Raw genomic sequence first — 25,127 nt, 5'->3', positions numbered from 1 at the left:
CGCAATTCGGTTTGGAACTGCGAAGTTTTTAAAGAGCGCGCTCTATGAAGCGGCTTTCAGCGTTCCAAATGAAGCTCCTGCGTTCGCGACTGGCTGCAACACCCCTCCCTTCGTCATCCACGCGCGGAGCAAGGAGCGAAGCGACGCGGCGTAGACCCGAGGATCCATTCCGCGACGCCCGCCGAGGAGTGAAAGGGCCATCGGCAAGCCATACTTCGAACTACGGTGCCCAAAAGAAGCAGTGACAGTGCTATTCGACCGTGACCGATTTCGCCAGATTGCGCGGCTGGTCGACATCCGTGCCCATGAACACCGCGGTGAAATAGGCGAGCATCTGGATCGGCAGCGCGTAGATGATCGGCGCGATGATCTCAGGTACTTCGGGCAGGATGATCGTCTCCATCGACTTGATGCCGGCCTGGGCCGCGCCCTTGGCGTCGGTGATCAGGATGATCTTGCCGCCGCGCGCCGCGACTTCCTGCATGTTGGAAACCGTCTTTTCGAAGATGCGGTCATGCGGCGCGATCACGATAACCGGCATGTTTTCGTCGATCAGCGCAATCGGTCCGTGCTTCAGCTCGCCGCCGGCATAGCCTTCGGCGTGGATGTAGGAGATTTCCTTGAGCTTCAGCGCCCCTTCCATGGCTAGTGGAAAATTGGTGTCGCGGCCGAGATAGAGCACGTCCTTGTAGCGGGACAGCTCACGCGAGATGCGTTCGATCTGCTCGTCGAGCTTCAGCACCTGTGTGGCAAAGCGCGGCGCCTCGGAAAGCTCGCGCACCAGCCGCTTCTCCTCATCGCGCGAGATCGTCCCGCGCGCCACGCCGGCCCGCACTGCGAGCGAGGCCAGCACGGAGAGCTGGCAGGTGAAAGCCTTCGTCGAGGCGACTCCGATCTCCGGCCCGGCAAGCGTCGGCAGCACGACGTCGGATTCGCGCGCCATGGTCGATTCGCGCACATTGACGACCGCGCCGATCTTCATGCCGGCCTGGCGGCAGTAGCGCAGGGAAGCCAGCGTGTCGGCGGTCTCGCCCGACTGCGATATGAAGAACGCCGCGTCGTTCCCGGACAACGGCATCTCGCGGTAACGGAATTCCGAGGCGACGTCGATGTCGACCGGCAGCCGCGCATAGCGCTCGAACCAGTATTTGCTGATCAGCCCGGCCAGATAGGCGGTGCCGCAGGCCGAGAGCGCCAACCGGCCGATCTTGGCAAAGTCGAAGGGCAGATCGAGCGGCCTCGACACGCCGGAGACGAAATCGACATAATGCGCCAGCGTGTGCGAGATCACCTCCGGCTGCTCATGGATTTCCTTTTCCATGAAATGGCGGCGGTTGCCCTTGTCGACCATGAAGCTGGTCGAGAGCGACTGCTGGCGCTTGCGGTCGACCTTGTTGCCGTCGGCGTCATAGATGGTGACGCTGTTGCGACGCACTTCCGCCCAGTCGCCATCTTCGAGATAGGTGACTGCGTTGGTGAAAGGCGCCAGCGCGATCGCGTCCGAGCCCAAAAACATCTCGCCGTCGCCATGGCCGACGGCAAGCGGCGGACCGTTGCGGGCGCCGACGATCAGATCCTCGTCGCCCTTGAACATGATCGCCAGCGCAAACGCGCCCGAGAGCCGCTTCAGCGCCTGGTGCGCTGCCTGGACCGGCTTCAGCCCCTTGGCGAGCTCCCGCGCGACCAGATGCGCGACGACCTCGGTGTCCGTCTGAGAGGCGAATTTGTAGCCATCGCGGGAGAGCTCGTCGCGCAGCTCGGCGAAGTTCTCGATGATGCCGTTGTGGACAATCGCGACGCCTTCGGAAAAATGCGGATGCGCATTGGTCTCGTTCGGCACGCCATGGGTCGCCCAGCGGGTATGGCCGATGCCGATCGTGCCTTCCAGCGGATCTTCTTTCAGCCGGCGTTCGAGATTGATGAGCTTGCCTTCGGCGCGGCGGCGGCCGAGCGTGCCATTCTCGATGGTGGCGACGCCGGCCGAGTCATAGCCGCGATATTCGAGCCGCTTCAGCGCATCGACGATCAGCGGCGCGACCTGTGAATGGCCGACAATTCCAACGATACCGCACATGCGCTGCCCCCGATTCCCCGCGAAAACCCAGCGCTATTTACGGATGGCCGGCCTGCCGCGAAAGTCACTTTGCGTTTCGTTCGGTGTCACCCGGAACGGTTTTGCGACTGATGCACCATGACACGCCGCGCTTGCAATCCAGTTACTGCAAATGGTTGGTTTTTTGCGGCGCGGTGCTCGATCATTTATGGTTGGCGCCAGCGGCGCCGGCCCAGCAAACGTCCTTTGACGATCATTCCGCGGCTCTTTTCTTCGCCGCGGTCGCCGACGCGAAGCGCTCGCGCAGTTCCTTGCCTTTTCCGGGCAGCGTCTTTTGGCGGGCGCGGCCGAAGGCCAGCGCATCGTCGGGCACGCTCTCGGTGATCACGCTGCCCGAAGCGATGTAGCCACCCTTGCCGATCGTGACCGGCGCCACCAGCGCGGAGTTGGAGCCGACGAACGCGCCCTCGCCGATATCGGTGAAGAATTTGGAAAAGCCGTCATAGTTGCAGGTGATGGTGCCAGCGCCGATATTCGCCCCAGCACCGACCCGCGCGTCGCCGATATAAGTCAGGTGGTTGACCTTGGCGCCTTCCTCGATCGTTGCCTGCTTGACCTCGCAGAAATTGCCGACCTTGGCCTTTTGCCGCAGATCAGCGCCCGGCCGCAGCCGCGCGAACGGCCCGACATCGCAATTGGAAGCGATCGTGGCGCCTTCGATATGGCTGAAGGCGTGGATTTTCGCCCCTGAAGCGATCTTGACGCCCGGGCCGAACCAGACATGCGGCTCGACGATCGTATCGGCACCGATCTCGGTGTCGTGCGAGAAGTAGACGGTTTCAGGCGCGATCAGCGTCACGCCGGCAAGCATCGCGTCGCGCCGCCGGCGCGCCTGCCAGATAGCTTCCGCCTCGGCGAGCTCGGCCCGGTTGTTGATGCCGAGCGCGCTTTCGAAGCTCGCCTCCGTGGCCACCACATCGAGCCCGTCCGCGCCGGCGAGCTCGACGATGTCGGTGAGATAGAACTCGCCCTTGGCATTGTTGTTGCCGACCTTGTCGAGCAGCCGAAGCGCCTGGTTGCCGGCCACCGCCATCATCCCGGCATTGCAGAAGCCGATCTTTTTTTCCGCCTCGGAGCAGTCCTTCTCCTCCCTGATGGCGACGAGACGCCCGCCCTTCTCGATCAGCCGACCATAGCCTGTCGGACTGGGCGGGCGGAAGCCGATCACCGCAACGGCAGCACCCTCCGCCAGCTTCTGCCGCGCGGCAGCCAGCGCTGCCGCATCGATCAGCGGCGTGTCGCCGAACATGACGAGGATGTCGTCGTAGCCCTTCGCTATCGCTTCGCGCGCGGCAAGCACCGCATGGGCCGTGCCGAGCCGCTTCTCCTGCACGAAGGTCTCGGCTTTCGGCGCGAATTTCTGCACCGCCTTCCGCATCTCGTCGGCGCCGTGGCCGATCACCAGCGCCAGACCCGTTGCCCTGGCGGCCTCAGCGGCCTTCACCACATGAGCCACCATCGGCAGGCCGGCAATGGCGTGCAGCACCTTGGGCATCGCGCTCTTCATGCGCGTACCTTCGCCGGCGGCGAGGATGACGGACAGGCAGGATCTCTGGCTCATAGGGCAACCGTATGAAAGGATTCAAATCATCGCATGCTAGCAGCGGCGTGATGCTGCACCAATGCGGTTAAATTCCGGTGAGACAGCGGATCACCTGGACTCTTGATCGTCGGGTCCACAATTCGATCCTGTGCACGAAGTGGCAGATCACCCGAGCCGCCCGAGCGCCGGGAAGTTTTCCAGCAGCCAGTAGGATGCGCTCTGCACGCCACCGGTGAGAAAAAACACGCCGGCGACGACGAGCAGCGCGCCGATCGCTTTTTCCACGCGACCGAGATGGACGCGGAATTTTCCCAGGAAGCGCATGAAGGCGCCGGAAAACAGCGCCGCGATCAGGAAGGGGATGCCGAGCCCGAGCGAATAGGCGGCGAGCAGCAGCGCGCCCTCGCCCACCGTCTCGCGGCCGCCGGCTAAAGTCAGGATCGGCCCCAGCACCGGGCCGATGCAGGGCGTCCAGCCGAAAGCAAAGGCCAGCCCCATGACATAGGCGGCGATCATGCTGGCCGGCTTGCCCTGCGACTGGAAGCGCGCCTCGCGCGACAAGAGCGGGATGCGCACGATGCCGAGGAAATTCAGGCCCATGATGATGATCAGCGCGCCGGCCACCATCGCCAGCGGTTCCTGCCAGACGCGCAGCAGCCGGCCGATCGTCGAGGCGCCGGCGCCAAGCGCGACGAAGACGGTCGAGAAGCCGAGCACGAAGGCAACAGAGGCATAGAGCAGCGCGCCACGTGCGCCTTCCCGCGCCGTCGCGCCGGCGTTGCCGCGGAAATCGTCGACCGAAACGCCGGCCATGTAGCAAAGATAAGGCGGCACCAGCGGCAGCACGCACGGCGACAGGAACGAGATCGCCCCTGCTCCGACCGCGCTGACATAGCCGATGTCCAATGCCATTTCACGATGCCCCGGTTGTGCTGGCGCCGATATAGCGATGCCGGCGCCCTCGTGCCAATCACCATTGTGTGGCGCGTGGTCGCTAGCCGAGGAAGAAGCGGCGGCCGCTGCGCGTTCAATGGATGGCGCGCCAGTGCCGCGTGCCGTCCGCGTACCGCCGGGCCGATGCTGGTTCTGTCGGCGACTCCCCTCGGTAAAAGACCGAGCCAAGACACGATCCGTCGGTGCGCCAAAAAATGTGTTCTCCGCCATACACTCTAAGAGTGTATCGCTGTCGGCCAGTTCGCAAATTGGGCCTGTCCCCTTGACCGATTGCAAAAGCACGGCCATGTGAGCGACGAAAAGAGTGGGATTTCGTCGTGCGCCGCGGAGCTCTTCCGCCGCCTCACAGCTGATAAGAGACCTCATGGACGTCGTCGTCGTCGAATCGCCGGCCAAGGCGAAGACAATCAACAAATATCTGGGCAAGAACTATAAGGTCCTGGCCTCGTTCGGCCATGTCCGCGATCTGCCGGCCAAGGACGGCTCGGTGCGCCCGGACGAGGACTTCGCCATGTCCTGGTCGGTAGACACCGCCTCCGGCAAGCGCCTCGCCGACATCGCCAAGGCGGTCAAGGACGCCGACGGGCTGATCCTCGCCACCGACCCGGATCGCGAGGGCGAGGCGATTTCCTGGCATGTGCTGGAAGTGCTGAGGCAGAAGCGCGCGCTGAAGGACAAGCCGGTCAGCCGCGTCGTCTTCAACGCCATAACAAAGACCTCGGTAATGGAGGCCATGGCCAATCCGCGCCAGATCGATGCGCCGCTGGTGGACGCCTATCTCGCGCGCCGCGCGCTCGACTATCTCGTCGGCTTCACCCTCTCGCCGGTGCTGTGGCGCAAGCTGCCGGGCGCCCGTTCCGCCGGGCGCGTGCAGTCGGTGGCGCTGCGGCTGGTCTGCGACCGCGAATCCGAGATCGAGCGCTTCGTCCGCGAGGAATACTGGCAGATCGCCGCCATCCTCAACACGCCGCGCAACGACAGTTTCGAGGCGCGGCTGACCGCCTATGCCGGCAAGAAGCTGCAGAAGCTCGACATCGCCAACAAGGCCCGGGCCGACGACATCAAGGCGATGCTCGAAGGTGCGACCTTCAAGGCGCTGTCGGTCGAAGCCAAGCCCACCAAGCGCAATCCGGGCCCGCCCTTCACCACCTCGACGCTGCAGCAGGCCGCCTCCTCGCGGCTCGGCTTCTCGGCCAACCGCACCATGCAGGTGGCGCAGAAGCTTTACGAAGGCATGGATGTCGGCGGCGAGACCGCCGGCCTCATCACCTATATGCGAACCGACGGCGTGCAGATGGCGCCGGAGGCGATCACCGCGGCGCGCGATGCCATCGCCAGCGAGTTCGGCGCGAAATACCTGCCCGAAAACCCACGCTATTATTCGGTCAAGGCCAAGAACGCCCAGGAAGCGCATGAGGCGATCCGCCCTACCGATTTCAAGCGCACGCCGGCATCGGTCAGGCAATATCTCGATGCCGATCAGGCGCGCCTCTATGAGCTGATCTGGAAGCGCGCGATCGCCAGCCAGATGCAGCCGGCCGAGATCGAGCGCACCACGGTCGAGATCGAGGCGGTCAACGGCGCCCGCACCGCCGAGCTTCGCGCGGTCGGCTCGGTCATCCGCTTCGACGGCTTCAGCGCCGCCTACACCGACCAGAAGGACGAGGACGCGGAGGACGAGGAAAGCCGCCGCCTGCCCGAAATCCGCGCCGGCGAGCAGCTTGCCCGCGAGGCGATCAACGCCACCCAGCACACGACCGAGCCGCCGCCGCGCTATTCCGAGGCGTCGCTGATCAAGAAGCTGGAAGAGCTCGGCATTGGCCGGCCGTCGACCTACACGGCGATCCTGAAGACGCTCGAGGACCGCGACTACGTCGCCATCGACCGGCGCAAGCTGGTGCCGCAGGCCAAGGGCCGGCTGCTGTCGGCCTTCCTCGAAAGCTTCTTCGAGCGCTATGTCGAATATGACTTCACAGCCTCGCTCGAGGAAAAGCTCGACGAGATCTCCGACGGCAAGCTCGCCTGGAAGGACGTGCTGCGCGACTTCTGGAAGGATTTTTCGGGCGCCGTCGACGACATCAAGGAACTGCGCGTCTCAGACGTGCTCGATGCGCTCAACGACGAGCTGGCGCCGCTGGTGTTCCCCGCGCGGGAGGACGGCTCAAACCCGCGCGTCTGCCCGAAATGCGGCACCGGCAATCTGTCGCTGAAGCTCGGTAAATTCGGCGCCTTCGTCGGCTGCTCGAATTATCCGGAATGCTCCTATACCCGCCAGCTTGGCGACGCCGCCAATCCCAACGGCGAGAACGGCAACGGCGACGACGGCGTCAAGCTGCTCGGCAAGGATCCATACACCGCCGAGGAGATCACGCTCCGGAGCGGCCGCTTCGGCCCCTACATCCAGCGCGGCGAAGGCAAGGACGCCAAGCGCTCGAGCCTGCCCAAGGGCTGGACCGCCGAGTCGATCGACCATGAGAAGGCGCTGGCGCTGCTGGCATTGCCGCGCGATGTCGGTAAGCATCCGGAAACCGGCAAGATGATCTCGGCCGGTCTTGGGCGGTACGGACCCTTCGTGCTGCACGACGGCACCTACGCCAATCTCGAAAGCATCGAGGACGTGTTCTCGATCGGCCTGAACCGCGCCGTTTCGGTGATCGCCGAGAAGCATCAGAAGGGCAAGGGCGGCCGCAACGGGAGCACGCCGGCTGCGTTGAAGGAACTGGGCGAGCATCCCGACGGCGGCGGCAAGATCGTCGTGCGCGACGGCCGCTACGGACCCTACGTCAATTACGGCAAGGTCAATGCCACGCTGCCCAAGGGCAAGGATCCGCAATCGGTGACGATGGACGAGGCAATCGCCCTGATTGCCGAGAAGGAAGCCAAGGGCGGAGGCGGCAAGAAGCCGTTCCGCCGGGCGGCAAAGAAAGGATAGCACGACGTGGCGCGCAGGATCTCCGGAAGAAGTCACGGCGATCCGCGCAGCGCCGACACCAGGGCGAAGGTGGTCAAGGATGACTACCGGCCCTCGCGCGACGAAATCCTGCGCTACATCGCCGAGAACCCCGACCGCTCCGGAAAACGCGACATAGCCAAGGCTTTCGCGCTGCGCGGCGAGGACCGCATCTGGCTCAAGGATCTGCTGCGCGACCTGCAGGATGAGGGCCTGCTGACCAGGAACCGCAAGCGGCTCACCCGCGCCGGCTCCCTGCCGCATGTCGCCGTGCTCGACATTTTCGGCCGCGATAACGACGGTGTGCTTCTGGCGCATCCGAGCGAATACACCGGCCCGGGCTCGCCGCCCGTGATCGCCATCCGCATTTCGCGCGGCGCCAGCGGCCCGGTTCCGGGCATCGGCGCCCGCGTCCTCGCCAAGACCTTCCCGACCGACGATCCCTCAGGCCCCGCCTATACCGGGCGGGTCATGAAGATTTTCGAGAAGCGCAGCGAAGCCGTGCTCGGCGTCTTCCGCGTGCTGAAGGACGGCACCTTTCGCATCGAGCCGGTGGAACGCCGCCAGCCCGAGTTGATCGTCGACAAGGAATTCCAGAACGGCGCCAAAAATGGCGATCTGGTCGAGGTCGAGCCGGCGCGCGCTTCGCGCTACGGCCTGCCGCGGGCCAAGGTGCTGGCGGTGCTGGGCTCGCTGACCAGCGAGAAGGCGGTCTCGATGATCGCAATCCACGCCCACGACATCGCCCACGTCTTTCCGGCCGATGTGATCGCCGAAGCCGACGCCGTGAGGCCTATGGCGCTTGCCGGGCGCGAGGATTGGCGCGATCTGCCGCTGGTTACCATCGATCCGGCCGACGCCAAGGACCATGACGACGCGGTGTTCGCCACGCCCGATACGGATGAGAAGAATCACGGCGGGGTCATCGTCACTGTGGCAATCGCCGATGTCGCGGCCTATGTCCGCTACGACACGCCGCTCGACCGCGAGGCGCTGAAGCGCGGCAATTCGGTCTATTTCCCGGATCGCGTCGTGCCGATGCTGCCCGAGCGCATCTCCAACGACCTCTGCTCGCTGCGCGAAGGCGAGGACCGTCCCGCGATCGCCGTGCGCATGACCTTTTCGGCGGAAGGCCGCAAGCTCAGGCACTCCTTCCACCGCATCATGATGAAATCGGCGGCCAAGCTCGCCTATCCGCAGGCGCAGGCGGCGATCGATGGCGTGCCCGACGACAAGACGGGGCCGATCCTCGAAGGCGTTCTGAAGCCCCTCTGGGACGCCTATGCCGTGCTCAAGCGCGGCCGCGACAGCCGCCAGCCGCTCGAACTGGAGCTGCCGGAACGCAAGATCCTGCTCAAGCCCGACGGTACCGTCGACCGGGTCGTCGTGCCGGAGCGCCTCGACGCCCACAAGCTGATCGAGGAGTTCATGATCCAGGCCAATGTCGCGGCCGCGGAGACGCTTGAAGGCAAGAAAGAGCCGCTCGTCTACCGCATCCACGACGCGCCGTCGCTGGCGAAACAGGAATCGCTGCGCGAGTTCCTGCACACGCTTGGCCTGTCGCTGGCGCGCGGCGCGCAGATGCGGCCCGGACAGTTCAACGGCATTCTGGAGCGGGTGCGCGGCGCCGACAACGAGGCGCTGGTCAATGAAGTGGTGCTGCGCTCACAGAGCCAGGCCGAATACTCGCCGAAGAACATCGGCCATTTCGGTCTCAACCTGAGACGCTACGCGCATTTCACCTCGCCGATCCGGCGCTATGCGGATCTCATCGTGCATCGCGGACTGATTGCCGCGCTCGGCCTCGGTCCCGGCGGCCTGACGCAGCAGGAAGCGGATCGCCTGGAAGAGGTCGGCGCGCTGATCTCGGCCACCGAACGCCGCGCCATGGCGGCCGAACGCGACACGGTCGACCGGCTGATCGCGGCCTATCTCGCCGAGCGCATCAACGACACCTTCGACGCTCGCATCTCCGGCGTCGCCAAGGCGGGACTCTTTGTCCAATTGCCGCAGTATGGCGCCGATGGTTTCATCCCGGTGTCAAGTTTGGACGGCGATTACTATATCTACGATGAAACCGCTCGATCGCTGTTCGGAGAGCGCACTGGCAAGGGCTACCAACTAGCCGACCGCGTCGAGGTGCGGCTGCTCGAGGTTGCGCCGATGGCGGGCGCGATGCGTTTCGAAATGCTGAGCGACCCGAAGCCGCTGCCAGGCTCGCGACGGTCGTTCCACAAGACCAAGGGCCGCGCCCGCGCGTCGCAGTCGCGCATGGGTCCCCGCGGCAGGAGAAGATGATGTCGAAGGGCATGGAAGAACAGGTTTTCGGCGGCGAGCACCATTCGGGCCACGTCGCGCGTCCGCTGTGGACGGCAATCAAGCGCGGCATGCTTGGCCGGTGCCCGCATTGCGGCGAAGGCAAGCTGTTCGGCGCCTTCACAAAGCCCGTCGACAAATGCGGCGTCTGCGGCGAGGAGCTTCATCACCATCGCGCCGACGACCTTCCCGCCTATCTGGTGATCGTCATCGTCGGCCACATTGTGGTTGGCGCCTTCATGACTGTGGAGGCCGCCACCACGCTTTCGACCTGGCAGCACGCGCTGATCTGGGTGCCGCTGACCATTATTCTGGCCGTCGCGCTGTTGCAGCCGGTCAAAGGCGCCGTCATCGGCCTGCAATGGGCGCTCTATATGCACGGCTTCGGCGGCGAGAAGGACGAGTTCGAGCCGCATCTCTAAGCCTGGAGCGGTTCTGTCCTTGATACAAACAACGACCATCTCCGAGCAGTGGAATTCCAGATCGAGAACCGCTGCGCGTTTTTTCCTGGAATTGCTCCGGCAGCGACGTTTGGTCCGGGCTGGTGCAAAGGCCCGAACACGTAAGCCACTTTCGCGTTCGAGAAGTTTCCGCTAGGTCGAGCGCATGGAAGGAATGACCAAGGCGGATGTCGACAAGCTCGATAAAGGCTTGGCCGTGCACGGCGGTCGGCCGCTTCGCCCGCGCGATGCCGCAACCTTGATCCTGCTCGACAGGAGAGCCAGCGACGTTCTGGTGCTGATGGGCCGCCGCCACGCCGGCCACGCCTTCATGCCGGGAAAATTCGTCTTCCCCGGGGGCCGCACCGATCCCGCCGACAGCCGCGTTCCGGTGGCTGCCCCGCTGCATCCTGAGGAAGAGGCGAGGCTTGTGAGCGGCCCCGGCCGCGCGAGTGCCGCACGGGCGCGCGCCATCGCCATGTCGGCAATTCGTGAGACTTACGAGGAAGCCGGCCTGCTGATCGGTCGTAAAGGCCCGTTCGCCACCGCCAAGCGCGATTGGCAGGGTTTCGTCGAACACAGCGTCGCACCGTCGCTGGACGCCCTGCGCTTTATTGCGCGCGCCATCACGCCGCCCAACCGCGTGCGCCGCTTCGATACCCGGTTCTTCAGCGCCTGGCGTGAGGATGTTGCCGTCGAATTGCCCGACGGCGGTCCAACCAACGAGTTGGAAGAGCTCGTCTGGTTACCGCTTGGCAACGCCCGCAAGGCCGATATTCCCGACATCACCCGCATGATCCTGGAAGAACTGGAAAGGCGCCTCGCCCGCGATCCGTTACTGCGTCCGGGCGGCGCAGTGCCGTTCTTCCGGCTCATCCGAAACCGCTTCGTTCGCGAAGTCCTTTAGAAGCAGAGCATCCACATCGATGACGGTCGATACCCAGCAACAGGGCGACGAACGCGTACACTGGCTGCCGATGACTGCGGCGATCTCCTCGATCAGCGTGGTCGGCATCGCCATCGGCCTCGGCATGCCGCTGCTCAGCGTCATCCTCGAATCGCGCGGCCACTCGGCCTCGATGATCGGCCTCAACACGGCGGTCGCCGGGCTCGCCTCGATCGCCGGCGCGCCGCTCGCCACGCCGCTGGCCATGCGCCTCGGCGTCGCCCAGACCATGCTTTTGATGATCGCCGTTGGCGCGCTCGCTTTTGTCGGCTTTCATTTCGCGCCGGCCTTCTGGATGTGGTTTCCGCTCCGCGTCGCGCTGCACATTTCGCTGACAGTGCTCTTCATTCTGTCGGAATTCTGGATCAGCACCTCGGCGCCCCCGCATCGTCGCGGCCTTGTGCTTGGCATCTACGCTACGGTGCTTTCTCTGGGCTTCGCCGCCGGGCCGTGGCTGTTCGCCCATGTCGGCTCCGGTGGGTTCCTGCCGTTCGGCGTCACCATTGCGTTGGTAACGCTTGCTGCCATCCCGGTGCTGGCGGCTCGTAACGAGAGCCCGGCGATCGTCGCCGACGGCGAAGCCAGCCATTTCCTGCGCTATATCTGGATGGTGCCCACAGCAACCTTCGCCGTGCTCGTGTTCGGCGCCGTCGAGACCGGCGGCTTTTCGCTGTTCCCGGTCTATGGCAGCCGCATCGGCTATTCGGAGGCCGACGCTGCGCTGTTGCTGACCATGATCGGGCTCGGCAACGTGCTGCTGCAGATACCGATTGGCATGATCAGCGACCGAGTCTCGGACCGCCGCTACCTGCTTTTGGCCTGCGCCACGGTCGGCCTCATCGGAACCGTGTTCATGCCTTTCTTTGCCAAGGACTGGCACCTGATGGCGGCGCTTCTGTTCGTCTGGGGCGGTGTGGTCGCGGCCATGTACACGATCGGCCTTGCGCATCTGGGTACCCAGCTTTCCGGCCATGAGCTCGCCTCCGCCAACGCCGCCTTCGTGCTCTGCTACGGCGTCGGCATGGTGATCGGTCCGCAGGCGATCGGCATCGGCATGGACGCCTTCGGCCCTTCGGGCTTCGGCTGGTCGCTGGCGCTGTTCTTTGCCGCGTACATGCTCCTGGTCCTCGTCAGGCTGGTGCGAAAGATCCTCTAGTGAAAATGTCGCCCAGCACCGGGCATGCTGACATCACCGTGTCAGCAGGCCGCCTGCTATATCCTCGCTCCGATGCAGGAAGAGCGAGGATATAGCGATGATCGACAGCGGCTTTGAAACCAAATCCCTCAGGATGGAACTGCTTCTGCTCGTCACCTTCCAGGCGCCGGCGGCCGATGTCGAGCGCATCATGGAGGCGGTGGTGGCGATCACGCCGCTGCGCATGGGCAAGTATGACGGCAATGCGTACCAGTCGGCGCAAGGCATAGAGCGATACCGGACGCTCGAAGGCGCTGCCGCGGGCGCCGAGATCGAGTTGCGCAGGCGGCCGGGCACGGTCGAGGTATCGTTCGAACTGCCCGACGATCAGGCGCTCGCCGCCCGTGTCGCCGAAGCGATATTCCAGGCCCATTCCTACCAGGAGCCTGTGATCCGCATTCAGCCGCTGCTGACCAGCCGTTCCAAGGGACTCGACGACCGTACCAATCCGAACCGCTGGTGGAACACCAGCGGCGACTGGAAGAAGGCCGATCTGCAGGTCAGGGAGAACGCCTGACGCGGCGAGTTCCGCCGCGTCAAAACGGGGCAAGAAGGGGCTTGGGCTTGACTTTCCGGGCGCGTTCTTTATGTGTCGCGCCAAGTTTCCCGCGTCCGGGTGTTTTCCCCGTGCTCCAGCGGCCAAAACTCCACGAACATTAACGGACGAACATCATGGCCAAAGCCGCAAACATCAAGATCAAGCTTCTGTCGACCGCCGACACCGGTTTCTTCTACGTGACCAGCAAGAACAGCCGCACCAAGACGGACAAGCTGTCGTTCCGTAAGTACGACCCGATTGCCAAGAAGCACGTCGAGTTCAAGGAAACCAAGATCAAGTAATCCGGTTTATCCTGAAATGCCGAACGCCGCCCCTTGGGGCGGCGTTTTTGTTTTCAGCGGGCGGACGCTCGAGCAAGAAAGCCCGCGGCTGCCTGACGCTGAATCATGCATGAGAAAAAGGGGGCCGGTCGGCGGTTGGCAGCGGTACGAGGAGGCCACTATGTGCCAGCGCCGGCCGGCCGACCCCACGGACCCAGGAGATGCGGCGGACCTGAGCATCATGGGGTATTTTCTGGATCGAGCCGGGCAGTCTACCCTCGTGCCGGCTTCGTCTTCGTTCTATGCCAAGCAGATTTGCTCAAGAACTTATGAAAATCAACCATTTCTTAACCACGGCTCCCGAATCGCTTGGATTAAGGTAAATTCCTAACTCTATCGGGTTGACGCGGAATTGGGGCTTCCGTGGGTAACCGCATCGCGGCGCAACGATTCAGGCAACGCGCTTAAGTCTTCTGGTCTTGTCCATGTCGGTGCGCCAAAACTGCTGCGCACCAATTGGGTGGCATGGATTAGGCGGCCTTGGCGACAACCCGGTTGCGGCCGCCGCTCTTGGCCTCGTAGAGCGCAAGGTCGGCTCGCTTCATCAACGCCGCGACCGTATCGGCTCCCCTCAGCACCGATGACACGCCGACGCTGACCGTCACCTCGATCGTCTTGCCACCGCTTCCGATTGCGAAGGGCGCCTGCGCGATCTCGGCGCGGATACGCTCGGCCACCTTCTCGGCGATGGGCCCGTCGGTATCCGGCATAACCACGACGAACTCCTCGCCGCCGAAGCGGCAGGCGAGATCGATGCCGCGCACGTTCTTGCGCAGCCGCCTGGCGAATTCACGCAGAACGTCGTCGCCGCCGTCATGGCCATGGGCGTCATTGATGGATTTGAAACGGTCGAGGTCGGTGATCATCACCGAGAGCGGCCGCCGCCGCGCCACGGCGCGGTCGAACAGCGTCTCAAGATGGCTATCCAGGTAGCGGCGGTTGTGCAGGCCGGTCAGCGCGTCGGTCACCGCCATCTCGATGGTCTGGGTGACGCTGGCGCGCAGCTGATCGTTATAGCGCTTGCGCCGCACCTGCGTGCGCAGCCGGGCCGTCAGCTCGTGCTGATCGATCGGCCGCGTCAGATAGTCGTTGATGCCGAGTTCGAGGCCGCGGATGATGCGGCCCTCCTCGCCCTCATCGGCCAAGAGCATGATCGGCAGGAAGCGGGTGCGGTCGAGCGAGCGCAGTTGCGAGCAAAGCCGGAGCGCATCGAAATCGGCGAAGGCCGTCGAGATCAGCACGCATTCATAGGCGGTCTCGGCGGCCTGGAAGAATCCGGCATTCGGATCGGTGGCGACGTCGAGATCGGCGCTGCCGCGAAGCATCTTCTGGATACGCTCGATAGACGACTTGCGCTCGTCCACCAGAAGCACCTTGGGCTTGGTGTCTTCCGTCGCGAAGTTGCGGCTGAGCAGCTCTTCGATGCCGATGTTGCGCGTGGTCGAGGCGCGCAGCCGCAATTCGTCGGTCAGCGACTTCAGCCTGACCAGGCTCTTCACCCGCGTCATCAGTTGCAGATCATTGACCGGCTTGGTGAGGAAATCGTCGGCGCCCGCCTCAAGGCCGCGCACCCGGTCCGATACCTGGTCGAGCGCGGTGATCATGACAACCGGAATATGCGAGGTCGCCGGGTCGCTCTTCAGCCGCTTGCAGACCTCGAAGCCGTCCATGCCCGGCATCATCACGTCGAGCAGCACGACATCGACCTTGCCGTTTTCGCAGGTCTCGATCGCATCCGGGCCGTTGCCGGCCGTCAGCACTTCGAAATATTCGGCCAGCAGCCGAACCTCCAGCAGCCGCACATTGGCGGGGATGTCATCGACGACGAGGATCCGCGCGGTCATCTCAAAGGCTCCGGCTCAGGCATCGCCCAGATAGGATTTGATCGTTTCGATGAAGCGCGGCACCGAGATTGGTTTGGAAATATAGGCCTCACAGCCACCCTGGCGGATGCGCTCCTCGTCGCCCTTCATCGCGAAGGCGGTGACGGCGATGACTGGGATCGAGTGCAATTCGTCGTCTTCCTTCAGCCACTTGGTCACTTCCAGGCCAGAAACCTCGGGCAGTTGGATGTCCATCAGGATCAGGTCCGGCCGGTGCTGGCGCGCGAGATCCAGCGCCTCCAGGCCGTTGCGCGTGCGGACCGTTTCGTAACCGCTGGCTTCGATGAGGTCCCGAAAGAGCTTCATGTTGAGCTCATTGTCCTCGACGATCATGACCTTCTTAGCCATCAATTTCCCGTCCCGACGGTCCCCTGAGCCGAAGACCGCCGTCATGCGTCCTTGCCGGATCGCACCCAACCCGCCTGTACCCTACGTCAATATGATTGACGAAACGCAAACCTGCCGTTGGAAAAGCACACCCATTCCACTTGCGGCTGCAGGGCTGAAGCGGCTGAGACTTGCCGCAAGCGACGCTTGCCATTACTGCGGAAGAAAGACTCAACATGCACATCGGCAAAAGGTAATGATGACGAACGCAGCGTCAATGCGCGAGGAGGCGGAAACCCTTGCCGTCAGGGCGCTTGGCTTCGTCGCCGGCGATCCGGAGCTGTTGCCTCGCTTCCTGGCGATAACCGGCATCGAGGCGCGGTCGATCCGCCACGCTGCCGCGGAGCCGGGCTTCCTTGCCGGCGTGCTGCAGTTCATCCTCGCCCACGAGCCGACGCTTTTGCGCTTTGCCGAGGAAACTGGCACGCCACCGGCTGCCGTCGGCAAGGCCTTGCGGGCGCTGCCGCTCGGCAATGACGATCATGAGCGCTCGACATGAGCGACGATCCCGAAACCGCGCGCCAGATCGAGGAGTTGGCGGCCGACGACCGGCCGCTGCTGGTGCTCGATGTCGATGATGTCGTGCTCGAATTTATCCGTCCCTTCCCGCACTACCTGAGGTCGCGCGGCTTCGGACTCACCCTCGCCTCCTTCCGCCTCACCGGCAACATCGCCGAGACGGCGTCCGGCCGGCTGATCGAGCAGGCGGAAGTGACGGCGCTTCTCGGCGATTTCTTCGATGCCCAGGCCGATTGGCAAAGCATCACCGACGGCGCCGCGGAGGCGCTGACGTCGCTCGGACAGCGCGCCGAGATCGTGCTCCTGACCGCGATGCCACACAAGCACCGCGCCGTGCGCCGGACGTATCTCGACGCGCTTGGCCTGAACTACCCTCTGCTGACCACGGAAATGGCCAAGGGTCCGGCGATCGCCAAGCTGCGCGGCGCCAAGGGCCGGCCCGTCGCCTTCGTCGACGACCAGCCCGCCAACCTGGTGTCGGCGCGCAATTCGGTTACCGACGCGCATCTCTTCCACCTGATGGCCGACAATTCGCTGCGCGCTTTCCTGCCGCCGACGCCGGACGACATCATCTCGGTCGATAACTGGCGCGAGGCGGCGCCGAGGATTGCGGCCGCGCTCGGCCTTTAGGGCGATGCAGGAAAAGTGCGAGCGTTGGGCTCCCCGTAGCTCCGTCCGAAAACGTTAGACGCCTTACCTTCAAGTGCTCAGGGCTGCAGCTTCGCTCCAGCCCCGCCATTGTCGCCGCCGTCCGAATCGGCCCCGCCGGTTGAATTGTCCGTTCTGTTCGCGCCGTCATCGCCGCCCGAATTGTCGTCCTGCCCCGCGTTGTCGTCCTGGACTTTATCCGGGCCCTTCAGCATGGCGCCGTTGACGACGATGGACCCATCGGCCTTGGTGTTGATCACCCACTCCAGGCGACCGTCAGGCAGTGTCTTGCCAAAACCCTTGACGGCAAGCGCGAACGGGAAGGCCTGCACCATTTGCTCATCGCTCTTTGCCGCTTCCTTCAGGGCATCGACGATCCTGTCGTAGCCGGCGACGTCGATGGTCACGCTCCCATCGGCTTTCTTGCTATCCGGGAAATACACCTCGCCTTCCATGGCGACTTCGATACCGCCATTCTTCACTGTCGAGTGCCCGAACACGATCTTGGGCTTCTTGGCCTTGAAATCCTCGACCAAAGCCTTGCCGAATGCATCCGGCAGCGACGGATTCTTATTGAGATCAAAGGCTTCGATCGTCTTCCTTGCCATCGTATCGAGATCAATATTGGCGCCACCGAAGTTGAGGTCGATATCCGTCGGCAGCAACGCGACGCTCCAGGCGGGCAGCGCTTGCTGCGGGATCGTCAGGCCGGAGGCCTTGATCGAGTAATCGACTCTGCCGTTCGGTGAGATTCCGTCCATCGCGAACGCGGTGCTGAACTGCTTCGCCGCGAACTTGCCGACGGGGCTCTCCACCTCGAAATCCTTGAAGCTGTAGTTGCCGTCGATCCTTTCCCAGACGGGCAGGGCGGCCAACAGGAGCGATTTGAGCTCCGCCTGGTTAGCCTTGAGCTTGGCTTCGTCCTCGTTGGCGACGGCAAAGGCAAGAAGGTCGAGCAACGGCTTCGTCCGTACGCCCTTGCCATTCGCATCAACGGAAAGTTCGGGCGTTTTCAGGGCGACTGGAAAATTCATTCCGCTGTTGGGATCGTCGATCTTGATCGTCTCGACGAAGCTCGAGACCTTTTGCGTTGCCTTGAAGTCGACGCCGCCATTGGCCGACTTGGTGGCGGCAATCGTCGCGGTGCCGGCACCGGCGGTGACGTCCGCCTGCTGCTTGGCTTCCCGAGACGTCATCGTCATGCCCGCCATCGAGCTGGCGCCGCTGGTGAACGCCGCCAGGTTCGGATCGTAGACGGCGGAGCCCTTGCCGTCCTTGACCGAAACTTGCATGCTTTGCGGGCCTTCGGGTCCGTTGAATTCGAAGGACATGGTTTGGGAAAAATCCGAGCTGACGTCCCAGGATCCATCGCTGCGCGGCTTCACCAACAAGGCATAGGGCGCGAGGTCGATCTTGAACGGCTTCTGCTCCGGCAGGGCGCTGACCAGGGCCTTGACGTCCACTGCGATCTTGTAGGCGTCGCCTTCGACCGAGACCTTGAGCACGCCCTTCTCGAACGCCTGCTTGCCGAAATAGCGCGCCAGATTGTCCGAAAGCTGTTTGGCGCCCTGGCTGTCGACGGTCTGTGCAACGGCCGGCGCGCTGAAAGCAAGAATGAAAACAAGTGGCAAAACACGCTTCACGTCAGTCTCCGTCGGTCTCGGAAGGCAAATCGTTTCGTCTTCTGGTAGAAAAGAAGCATTACAGCCGCAAGACGATGACCGTAAGCCAAATCCTCAAGCGGCTAAAGCACCAGCCGCATCAGCGGCCTGCCGGGCTTGCGCTCCAGAAGCCTCTCGAACCCGGCCTTCTCGAACACGCGCGACGAGCCGACGAACAGCCCGATCGAACGCGAATCGCGCGACAGATCGATCGGGCAGGCTTCCAGCAGCCTGGCGCCATTTTCGCGGGCAAAGGCGATGCCGCCGTCGACAAGGCGATGAGTGATGCCCCTGCCCCGCGCCTTGGCGCGAATGAAAAAGCAGGAGATCGCCCAGACGTTCGGGTCTTGGGCATCCGCGGGATCGACAGGCGCCGAGCCCCGGCCTTGATTGTTCCATTCGGGCACGTCGGCGCGCGGGCCGACCTGCATCCAGCCGACGGCCTTGCCGTCCTCGAAAGCCAGAAGCCCTGGAGGCGGGCCGGCTCCGATGCGCGCCTTGATGTGATCCTTGTTGCGCTCGCGGTCGCTCGCCCGCCGCTCCGCCGGAGTCAGCCGGAAATGCGTGCACCAGCAGCCGTAACAGGCGCCCTGCTTGCCGAAGAGATCCTCGAAATCGGTCCAACGCTCAGGACTCAGCGGTACTATGGTCGTGCTCATACGTTCTCCCCAGGCCAAGCTTGTTGCCGGCCCTGCACTGTCGTACCATTGCACTTGTTCTCTTTATGTTCGCAGCGATGGCGGCTCCTGTCAACAATCCCGAACACGGCTTTTGTCGCGACTGCCTGGCTTCTCAGCGCAGCGAGACGCGCCGTTGCGAGCGCTGCGGCAGCCCGCGCCTTGTCCATCATCCGGAACTCTACCGGCTGCACATCGCTCACATCGACTGCGACGCTTTCTATGCCGCCATCGAAAAGCGCGACAATCCGGCGCTGAAGGACAAGCCGCTGATCGTCGGCGGCGGCAGGCGCGGCGTCGTCTCCACTGCCTGCTACATTGCCCGCATCCAGGGCGTGCGCTCGGCGATGCCGATGTTCAAGGCGCTCGAGGCTTGTCCCGAGGCCGTGGTGATTGCGCCGAACATGGAAAAATATGTCGGCGTCGGCCGCGAGGTGCGCGCGCTGATGCAGGCGCTGACGCCGCTGGTCGAGCCGCTGTCGATCGACGAAGCTTTTCTCGACCTCGCCGGTACCGAGCGGCTGCATGGGATGCCGCCGGCGCTTGTGCTGGCCCGCTTCGCGCAGACCGTCGAGAAGGAACTCGGCATCACCGTTTCCACCGGTCTCTCTTACTGCAAGTTCCTGGCCAAGATCGCGTCGGACTTCCGCAAGCCGCGCGGCTTTTCAGTCATCGGCAAAGCGGAAGCGCCAAGCTTTCTTGCCGGGCAGCCGGTCACGCTGATCTGGGGCGTCGGCAAGGCCTTGGCCGCGACGCTCGAGCGCGACGGCATCCGCACCATTGCCCAACTGCAGCGCATGGAGCGCGGCGAGCTGATGCGCCGTTACGGTGTCATGGGCGACCGGCTCTACCGGCTTTCGCGCGGCGAGGACGACCGCCGCGTCGACCCCGACGGCGATGCCAAGAGCGTATCGGCCGAAACCACCTTCGACAACGACATCGGCTCGCTGGCAGAATTGGTGCCGGTGCTGCGCGGCCTGTCGGAAAAAGTCTCGGCGCGGCTGAAGAAATCCGGCATTGCCGGGCGCACCGTGGTGCTGAAGCTGAAGACGCAGGATTTCAAGCTGCGCACCCGCAACCGCCAGCTTGGCGATCCGACACGGCTGGCCGATCGCATCTTCCAGACCGGGCTCGATTTGTTGCGTCGCGAGACCGACTGCACCAAATTCCGCCTGCTCGGCATCGGCGTCAGCGATCTTTCCGACGACGGGAAGGCCGATCCGCCGGATCTGGTCGACGTCCAGTCGCGCAAGCGCGCGATGGCCGAAACCGCGATCGACGAGCTGCGCGACAAGTTCGGCAGGAAGGCCGTCGAGACCGGTTACACCTTCGGCAAGGGCCGTGCCGCCAACCCGCCCGAGCCGCTCGAGGACTGAGACCGGCTGGCATTCATGGCTGGCTTGATCAGGTGCGCTGCAGGTCGATCCGGCTCGTCACCATGGTCTTGCCGGTCTTCGGATCCGTGTCGGTCACTGTCAGCCGCATGCTGTCGCTGCCGGTCTTTTCGACGGTCAACTGCGCTTTGCGGTCGCCATTGACCTCCTTTGCCCAACGGATGCCGAGATTGAGCGCGTTGCCCGAGCGGCTGCCGTTCAATTGCGCCGGCCCGGTACGCGAGCCGATGTAGACGCCGCTATAGCCCCTGCCGGTGGCCTTCAGATCCGCGCTGATCTCCCGCGTCATCAAGATCAGCCCGCGGCATTTGCCGTCGAGCGACAGCGAGGTCGAGGTAGCGCCGGATTTGAAGTCGCAGGAGATATTCACCGTCGGCGCATTCGCGCTCACCTTGAAGGTGCCGTTGCCGGCGAAGCTGCCCTGGAACGAGCGCAGGAAATCTGCATCGTCGGCGTAGGCGCTTGCGGCAGTCATCAGGCAGCCGGCGAGAACGAGCGGAACCACTGGTCTCATCGAAATTCTCCCCCGTTGGAGCCGAAACACGCCTCCTGGCTTCGGAAGGTGCAAACAGACTCAGGAACGCAAGCGATCTTGGCAGGTTCCCCTGCCGATATGACCGTTTTGCAACAAGGCCGGTTGCCGTGAGGGTATTTTAAGCCGGCGGCGGCTCAGGCCGAGAGCGCGGCCTTCACCCAATCCAGCCGCGCTGCCGGCACCAGCCCGTAATTATAGAAATTGATGCCATCGACATCAGTTTTCCGCGCCGGGCTGACCTTCGCCGCTAGCAACTGCGGACCCGCCATTTCCGGGTAGAAAAGCCGGTAGCCGGTGCCGAGAAATTTGCCGGCGCCGAGCGCGGCGCGGCCGTCCGTCACCAGGCTTGCGACATCCTCGGCCTGCATGTCATAGGCGCACAGGATCGCCCCGTCGCAGACCTTGCCGACAGCCGCCAGATCGCAGCCGCCCAGCCAGCCTTCCTTGAGGTCGATGATGAGGACCTTGGTGACCGGATGCGCCACCTCGCGCAACTCGGCGACCAGACTGGTCACCGGCTCGAAGCGCCAGACCAGATAGGCGTGTAGCTCCGGCCACGGCCCGAAAACCTCGAGTCCGCCCGCTGGAAAACCGGGGAAGCGCCGCTCCGGCACTGCGCGCTCGCAGGTCTCGATGATCCATTGCCGGACGAGCGCTCGCGCCCGTTCGGCGTTGACCCCGGCTTTAGCCGCGCGATCGACACAGGACGGACAGAAGCACAGCGACAGCAGGAAATCCTCCTCGGGCGTCAGGCCGACGCCGTCCTTCTCGTGATGGTATTCATGGGCAAATCCCATGAAGGAAGGGCTTTCGAGTTCGATCCTGTCCGGTTTGTAACCGTGCGAGATGTCCGCAACCAGCGCCCGGACATAGGCGCGCGCGTCGGGATGCGAGGGACAGAGATTGTAATAGTTGGGATCGCCGAAGGCGTTGCGAGTGACCGCCTCGGGATGAAGCATGCCGAGGCGGGTGTTGTGCAGGCACACCGTCCAGCAAGAGACCCCGGGGCCGCCCTGTTCCCGCCGGCGGACGAGTTGGCCAAGCACGTCGCCGCCTTCGCTGATAACATCCGCGACCTTGGGCTGGATGGCGAGGTCGGCCCATCGCGCCGCTGACGGCTTGAAATAGATGGTGCCATCCTCTGGAAAATAGGCTTTCCGCCGTGGGCTGCGCGGCTGCAGGAAGCGACCGGCATGATAGGAGGCGGCCAGGCTGATCATGTTGAGGCCGGCGCGCTGGACAATATCACGCTCGACCGTCTCCAGGCCGAGATCCTGAATGTCCCAGGGATATGTCCACATCGAAAGCTGCATGCTCATCCTTTGGATCCTCGCCCCTTCCGGTGCCGGCGTCAGCCTTCGACCGGCTCGGCCACTTGCATCAGGCAGTCGCCCGCCTCGCACATGGTGTGCAGCCGGCGCGACAGCACAATGCCGCTCTCGGAGAAATGCAGCGCCTCCTCGGCAAGCTCCAGCCGTTCGAGATCGTGATACCATCCCGCAAGCTGGCCAGCACTCACGCGGTCGCCCAGGCGGACCGCAGGCTCGAACCACCCGCGCCGCGTCGAGTAGATACCCTGGCTGTGCCTCGACAGCGAAAGCAACCGCGTCGGCTTCGCCGGCTCTGCGTCCGATGTGAGCACCGGCGCCGCGACCACGCCCAGCACGACCATCAGGCGATCGAGCGCCCGAGCGGTAAGCGTCATCGAATCGACGGTAGCGGTTCCGCCGCCGCCGAATTCGCCGCTGACGCCGATCGCGCCCGCCCGGCGCGCGGCACCCATCGAGGTCGGCGAGGCCTGGCCGTTGTCTGCGATGAAGCCGAACGGCATCCCGAGCGCGCGCATTAGCTCGACACCCCGCCGATGGCGCTCGGCATCGGCATTACGCTCGACCAGTGCCGTCGGCAGATGCTCCATCGAGGTGCCGCCCGAGTGAATGTCGAAAACGACATCGTGACGGGGAAACAGTTCCGTTTCCAGGAAATGGGCGAGCCGACTGGTCGGCGTGCCCGACGGATCGCCCGGGAACGCGCGGTTGAGGTTGCCGCCGTCCAGCGGCGAGCAGCGCTTGGCGGCCATAACCGCCGGCGCATTCGCCATCGGCAGGATTGTGATGCGACCGCTGATTGCGGCCGGATCGAGCCGGCGGATCAGCTTGGCCAGCGACAGCTCGCCCTCATACTCGTCGCCGTGGTTGCCAGCCATCAGCAGCAGTGAGGGACCCTTCCCGTTGCGAATGGTGCAGATCGGTACCTTGACCTGGAAATAGGGAGAGCGGTCGACCGAGAACGGAATGCTGAGATAGCCGAGCGTTTTGCCTTCGCGGTCAAAATCGAGCGTGTGGACAAGGCCGGTATGCATGCTGTCCTCTCAGACGGCCGCGACGGCGGTGACTTCGATGCGCAGGTCCGGGTCGGCCAGACGCGCTTCGACGCAGGCGCGTGCCGGCAGGCGCTCGGGATCCACCCAGGCATCGTAGATCTTGTTCATCGCGTCGAAATCGCCGATCTGCGGCAGGAAGATGTTGACCGCCACGAGCTTCGACTTGCTGCTGCCGGCCTCATGCAGCAGCGCCTCGACTTTGGCCAGAACATCGCTGGTCTGCGCTTCGATGCCCCCCTTGCGGTCGTTGGCGACCTGGCCGGCTATATGCACCATGCCGCCATACACCACGGCCTGTGACATGCGAGAGCCGGACTGGAAGTATTTGATCATCTCGGATCCTTTCGAGTTCTTTTTGGAGGCCTGGTCAGCCGAAATAGGTCGGAATGGCATGGGCTACACGACCGGTCGCATCCACGCCGAAAAGAACGCGATAGCGGTCGAGGCAGGTGCAGGGATGCGAAATGCCGAATTCGATGACGTCGCCGACCGCGATGTCGTCGCCAGGCTGGAGAGCCAGGAAGGCATGCTGATCGTTGAGCTTGATTACCTGTGATTTCTCAGGTGAAGCTGGCAGCGGATCGCCCGAACGATACACCCTGAGCGGCTTGGGGAAACCCTGGTCGAAGGAGACGTCGCGCATGCCCATGCCGCAAATGGCGAGATCAGGTTCCGGCCGCGAAAGCACTTCGGCCCAGACACGCAGGACCGGACGGAAAGAATTGCGCGCCGAGGCGGTGGCGCCGCCGAGCTCGAAACCGCTGCGGCTGTCGACCGCGCCAAGCGATCGGTCATAGACGCCGTGGTCGTGGAAGAAGATGGCGCCGCTGCGCAGCACCAGCGTCGCCTTGCCGTCCTGTTCGACCAGCGGCGAAAGCGCCGCCACCACCCTGTCGAAGAAGACCGACCCGCCGGCCGTCACGACCAGGGGAGCCTCGCTGCCGAGGCGAGCGCGGAGCCTGAGGAACATGTCGCCCACCGCTGCCAGCAGCGCAGAGACCGCTTCATCGGTGCGCAGCGGATCAGGCTGAGCGGCGGCGCCTTCATAGGTGCCGACGCCGGCAATGCGCAGCGGTCCGCCGGTCGCAGCGACGGCATCGGCGATTGCCTCGGCCTCTGCCGTGGTTCGTGCGCCCGCCCTCGCCGCGCCGAGCTCGACCAGGACACGCAACGGCGGGAGATCGGCAGCTGCCCGCCACGCATCCGCCAGTGCCCGCACGGCCGCGACCGAGTCGGCGAAGACATAGAGCTCGGCATCCGGCCACGCGCCAGTCAGTTTCGCGAGCCGGCCTGCACCACCTGCGCCGCCGACCTCGTTGGCAATGATCAGTCTCGAGAGACCCGCCTTCAGCATCACCGTTGCCTGCCTTATATCGGCGACCGTCGTGCCCCAGGCACCGGCCTTGACCAGCGAATGGGCGAGATCCGGCGCCATCGGCGTCTTGGCATGCGGCGCGACCGCAGCGCCCTGCTCGCGCGCATAACGCAGGAACAAGTCGCGATTTGAGGCGAAGGCCGCTTCGTCAAGGGTGAGCAGCGGCAGCGACATGCGGCCATCGGCCGGATGCCAGCCTTGCTGTCCGGCCAGGCTGGAATCCAATCCGGACGTGCCGGGGGGCACGCCACGGATACGATCGTCGAGCATGAAATTTTCATGCACGACAAGCAATTGGGCCGGTGTGTTCTCGCTCATCCGATGCTAAC

The 25,127-nt window shown here is 64.1% G+C and carries 22 protein-coding genes; 10 read left to right on the top strand and 12 right to left on the bottom strand.

The window, feature by feature from the left end; all coding sequences use genetic code 11:
• Positions 1-250: 250 nt before the first annotated feature.
• The 3 genes from glmS to A9K71_RS21145 form a co-directional block, all read right to left on the bottom strand.
• Positions 251-2,074 (bottom strand): glutamine--fructose-6-phosphate transaminase (isomerizing), encoded by a 1,824-nt coding sequence (gene glmS / locus A9K71_RS21155; RefSeq protein ID WP_067000325.1) that lies wholly within the window; start codon positions 2,072-2,074, stop codon positions 251-253.
• A 232-nt stretch (positions 2,075-2,306) separates the two neighbouring features.
• Positions 2,307-3,674, bottom strand: a complete 1,368-nt coding sequence (gene glmU, locus A9K71_RS21150) for a bifunctional UDP-N-acetylglucosamine diphosphorylase/glucosamine-1-phosphate N-acetyltransferase GlmU (protein ID WP_067000322.1) — start codon at positions 3,672-3,674, stop codon at positions 2,307-2,309.
• Between the two features lie 147 nt (positions 3,675-3,821).
• Positions 3,822-4,568: a cytochrome c biogenesis CcdA family protein gene (locus A9K71_RS21145; RefSeq protein ID WP_067000319.1), complete on the bottom strand. Its 747-nt coding sequence runs from the start codon at positions 4,566-4,568 to the stop codon at positions 3,822-3,824.
• A 406-nt stretch (positions 4,569-4,974) separates the two neighbouring features.
• On the opposite strand from A9K71_RS21145, the gene topA reads away from it, so the two are divergent.
• The 7 genes from topA (at position 4,975) to rpmG (ending at position 13,297) form a co-directional block, all read left to right on the top strand.
• The gene (topA, locus tag A9K71_RS21140) at positions 4,975-7,542 is read left to right on the top strand and encodes a type I DNA topoisomerase (RefSeq protein ID WP_067000316.1); all 2,568 of its coding nucleotides are present in this window, start codon (positions 4,975-4,977) and stop codon (positions 7,540-7,542) included.
• A 6-nt stretch (positions 7,543-7,548) separates the two neighbouring features.
• Positions 7,549-9,858, top strand: a complete 2,310-nt coding sequence (rnr, locus tag A9K71_RS21135; protein ID WP_067000314.1) for a ribonuclease R — start codon at positions 7,549-7,551, stop codon at positions 9,856-9,858.
• A complete protein-coding gene (locus A9K71_RS21130; RefSeq protein WP_067000923.1) occupies positions 9,858-10,298 on the top strand; it encodes a DUF983 domain-containing protein in 441 nt (146 codons plus the stop codon). Before rnr ends, A9K71_RS21130 begins: the two co-directional genes overlap by 1 nt.
• Positions 10,299-10,482: 184 nt before the next feature.
• Positions 10,483-11,223, top strand: coding sequence for an NUDIX domain-containing protein (locus tag A9K71_RS21125; RefSeq protein ID WP_067000311.1), 741 nt, complete (start codon positions 10,483-10,485; stop codon positions 11,221-11,223).
• A gap of 19 nt (positions 11,224-11,242) precedes the next feature.
• Positions 11,243-12,418, top strand: coding sequence for an MFS transporter (locus A9K71_RS21120; RefSeq protein ID WP_067000308.1), 1,176 nt, complete (start codon positions 11,243-11,245; stop codon positions 12,416-12,418).
• A 97-nt stretch (positions 12,419-12,515) separates the two neighbouring features.
• Positions 12,516-12,974, top strand: coding sequence for a hypothetical protein (locus A9K71_RS21115; protein ID WP_067000305.1), 459 nt, complete (start codon positions 12,516-12,518; stop codon positions 12,972-12,974).
• Between the two features lie 155 nt (positions 12,975-13,129).
• Positions 13,130-13,297 carry a 50S ribosomal protein L33 gene (gene rpmG / locus A9K71_RS21110; RefSeq protein WP_040995604.1) on the top strand — a complete coding sequence of 56 codons (168 nt, stop codon included), beginning with the start codon at positions 13,130-13,132 and terminating at the stop codon, positions 13,295-13,297.
• A 509-nt stretch (positions 13,298-13,806) separates the two neighbouring features.
• On the opposite strand, the gene A9K71_RS21105 is transcribed toward rpmG, so the two are convergent.
• Entirely contained in the window at positions 13,807-15,180 is a 1,374-nt protein-coding gene (locus A9K71_RS21105) for a PleD family two-component system response regulator (protein WP_067000302.1), read from the bottom strand.
• A gap of 15 nt (positions 15,181-15,195) precedes the next feature.
• Positions 15,196-15,567, bottom strand: coding sequence for a response regulator (locus tag A9K71_RS21100; RefSeq protein ID WP_027166515.1), 372 nt, complete (start codon positions 15,565-15,567; stop codon positions 15,196-15,198).
• A gap of 238 nt (positions 15,568-15,805) precedes the next feature.
• Here A9K71_RS21100 and A9K71_RS21095 point away from each other — a divergent pair, with 238 nt between their 5' ends.
• A complete protein-coding gene (locus A9K71_RS21095) occupies positions 15,806-16,105 on the top strand; it encodes a DUF3572 domain-containing protein (RefSeq protein ID WP_067000920.1) in 300 nt (99 codons plus the stop codon).
• On the top strand, positions 16,102-16,755 hold the full coding sequence (locus A9K71_RS21090; RefSeq protein ID WP_067000299.1) for a hypothetical protein: 654 nt from the start codon (positions 16,102-16,104) through the stop codon (positions 16,753-16,755). Before A9K71_RS21095 ends, A9K71_RS21090 begins: the two co-directional genes overlap by 4 nt.
• Positions 16,756-16,832: 77 nt before the next feature.
• On the opposite strand, the gene A9K71_RS21085 is transcribed toward A9K71_RS21090, so the two are convergent.
• Both A9K71_RS21085 and A9K71_RS21080 read right to left on the bottom strand, forming a co-directional pair.
• Complete coding sequence (locus tag A9K71_RS21085; protein ID WP_067000296.1) at positions 16,833-18,416, bottom strand: hypothetical protein; 1,584 nt, start codon at positions 18,414-18,416, stop codon at positions 16,833-16,835.
• A gap of 101 nt (positions 18,417-18,517) precedes the next feature.
• Positions 18,518-19,093, bottom strand: coding sequence for a GNAT family N-acetyltransferase (locus A9K71_RS21080; protein WP_067000293.1), 576 nt, complete (start codon positions 19,091-19,093; stop codon positions 18,518-18,520).
• A 65-nt stretch (positions 19,094-19,158) separates the two neighbouring features.
• Here A9K71_RS21080 and A9K71_RS21075 point away from each other — a divergent pair, with 65 nt between their 5' ends.
• On the top strand, positions 19,159-20,487 hold the full coding sequence (locus A9K71_RS21075) for a DNA polymerase IV (protein ID WP_067000290.1): 1,329 nt from the start codon (positions 19,159-19,161) through the stop codon (positions 20,485-20,487).
• A gap of 28 nt (positions 20,488-20,515) precedes the next feature.
• Here A9K71_RS21075 and A9K71_RS21070 read toward each other — a convergent pair whose 3' ends face one another.
• The 5 genes from A9K71_RS21070 to A9K71_RS21050 all read right to left on the bottom strand — a co-directional run bounded on the left by A9K71_RS21070 (position 20,516) and on the right by A9K71_RS21050 (position 25,116).
• The gene (locus A9K71_RS21070; protein WP_067000288.1) at positions 20,516-21,019 is read right to left on the bottom strand and encodes a hypothetical protein; all 504 of its coding nucleotides are present in this window, start codon (positions 21,017-21,019) and stop codon (positions 20,516-20,518) included.
• Positions 21,020-21,174: 155 nt separating this feature from the next.
• The gene (locus A9K71_RS21065; protein WP_067000917.1) at positions 21,175-22,353 is read right to left on the bottom strand and encodes a hypothetical protein; all 1,179 of its coding nucleotides are present in this window, start codon (positions 22,351-22,353) and stop codon (positions 21,175-21,177) included.
• A 38-nt stretch (positions 22,354-22,391) separates the two neighbouring features.
• The gene (locus A9K71_RS21060) at positions 22,392-23,402 is read right to left on the bottom strand and encodes a succinylglutamate desuccinylase/aspartoacylase family protein (RefSeq protein WP_067000285.1); all 1,011 of its coding nucleotides are present in this window, start codon (positions 23,400-23,402) and stop codon (positions 22,392-22,394) included.
• A 9-nt stretch (positions 23,403-23,411) separates the two neighbouring features.
• Positions 23,412-23,756 (bottom strand): RidA family protein, encoded by a 345-nt coding sequence (locus A9K71_RS21055; protein ID WP_067000282.1) that lies wholly within the window; start codon positions 23,754-23,756, stop codon positions 23,412-23,414.
• A gap of 34 nt (positions 23,757-23,790) precedes the next feature.
• A complete protein-coding gene (locus tag A9K71_RS21050) occupies positions 23,791-25,116 on the bottom strand; it encodes an alanine racemase (protein ID WP_067000279.1) in 1,326 nt (441 codons plus the stop codon).
• Positions 25,117-25,127: the final 11 nt, after the last annotated feature.

This window comes from Mesorhizobium sp. WSM3873, from assembly GCF_001672445.1.
In the GTDB taxonomy this organism is placed as follows: domain Bacteria; phylum Pseudomonadota; class Alphaproteobacteria; order Rhizobiales; family Rhizobiaceae; genus Mesorhizobium.
This window is presented reverse-complemented; position numbering and strand designations above follow the sequence as displayed.

What these genes read in the sequence shown, in the direction of transcription:
- A9K71_RS21050 (WP_067000279.1), bottom strand. Translation starts at nt 25,116, where the DNA reads ATGAGCGAGAACACACCGGCCCAATTGCTTGTCGTGCATGAAAATTTC.
- A9K71_RS21100 (WP_027166515.1), bottom strand. Translation starts at nt 15,567, where the DNA reads ATGGCTAAGAAGGTCATGATCGTCGAGGACAATGAGCTCAACATGAAG.
- A9K71_RS21090 (WP_067000299.1), top strand. Translation starts at nt 16,102, where the DNA reads ATGAGCGACGATCCCGAAACCGCGCGCCAGATCGAGGAGTTGGCGGCC.
- A9K71_RS21080 (WP_067000293.1), bottom strand. Translation starts at nt 19,093, where the DNA reads ATGAGCACGACCATAGTACCGCTGAGTCCTGAGCGTTGGACCGATTTC.
- A9K71_RS21065 (WP_067000917.1), bottom strand. Translation starts at nt 22,353, where the DNA reads ATGCAGCTTTCGATGTGGACATATCCCTGGGACATTCAGGATCTCGGC.
- A9K71_RS21125 (WP_067000311.1), top strand. Translation starts at nt 10,483, where the DNA reads ATGGAAGGAATGACCAAGGCGGATGTCGACAAGCTCGATAAAGGCTTG.
- A9K71_RS21145 (WP_067000319.1), bottom strand. Translation starts at nt 4,568, where the DNA reads ATGGCATTGGACATCGGCTATGTCAGCGCGGTCGGAGCAGGGGCGATC.
- A9K71_RS21105 (WP_067000302.1), bottom strand. Translation starts at nt 15,180, where the DNA reads ATGACCGCGCGGATCCTCGTCGTCGATGACATCCCCGCCAATGTGCGG.
- A9K71_RS21130 (WP_067000923.1), top strand. Translation starts at nt 9,858, where the DNA reads ATGTCGAAGGGCATGGAAGAACAGGTTTTCGGCGGCGAGCACCATTCG.
- glmS (WP_067000325.1), bottom strand. Translation starts at nt 2,074, where the DNA reads ATGTGCGGTATCGTTGGAATTGTCGGCCATTCACAGGTCGCGCCGCTG.
- rpmG (WP_040995604.1), top strand. Translation starts at nt 13,130, where the DNA reads ATGGCCAAAGCCGCAAACATCAAGATCAAGCTTCTGTCGACCGCCGAC.
- A9K71_RS21115 (WP_067000305.1), top strand. Translation starts at nt 12,516, where the DNA reads ATGATCGACAGCGGCTTTGAAACCAAATCCCTCAGGATGGAACTGCTT.
- A9K71_RS21120 (WP_067000308.1), top strand. Translation starts at nt 11,243, where the DNA reads ATGACGGTCGATACCCAGCAACAGGGCGACGAACGCGTACACTGGCTG.
- glmU (WP_067000322.1), bottom strand. Translation starts at nt 3,674, where the DNA reads ATGAGCCAGAGATCCTGCCTGTCCGTCATCCTCGCCGCCGGCGAAGGT.
- topA (WP_067000316.1), top strand. Translation starts at nt 4,975, where the DNA reads ATGGACGTCGTCGTCGTCGAATCGCCGGCCAAGGCGAAGACAATCAAC.
- A9K71_RS21095 (WP_067000920.1), top strand. Translation starts at nt 15,806, where the DNA reads ATGACGAACGCAGCGTCAATGCGCGAGGAGGCGGAAACCCTTGCCGTC.
- A9K71_RS21055 (WP_067000282.1), bottom strand. Translation starts at nt 23,756, where the DNA reads ATGATCAAATACTTCCAGTCCGGCTCTCGCATGTCACAGGCCGTGGTG.
- A9K71_RS21060 (WP_067000285.1), bottom strand. Translation starts at nt 23,402, where the DNA reads ATGCATACCGGCCTTGTCCACACGCTCGATTTTGACCGCGAAGGCAAA.
- A9K71_RS21070 (WP_067000288.1), bottom strand. Translation starts at nt 21,019, where the DNA reads ATGAGACCAGTGGTTCCGCTCGTTCTCGCCGGCTGCCTGATGACTGCC.
- A9K71_RS21075 (WP_067000290.1), top strand. Translation starts at nt 19,159, where the DNA reads ATGTTCGCAGCGATGGCGGCTCCTGTCAACAATCCCGAACACGGCTTT.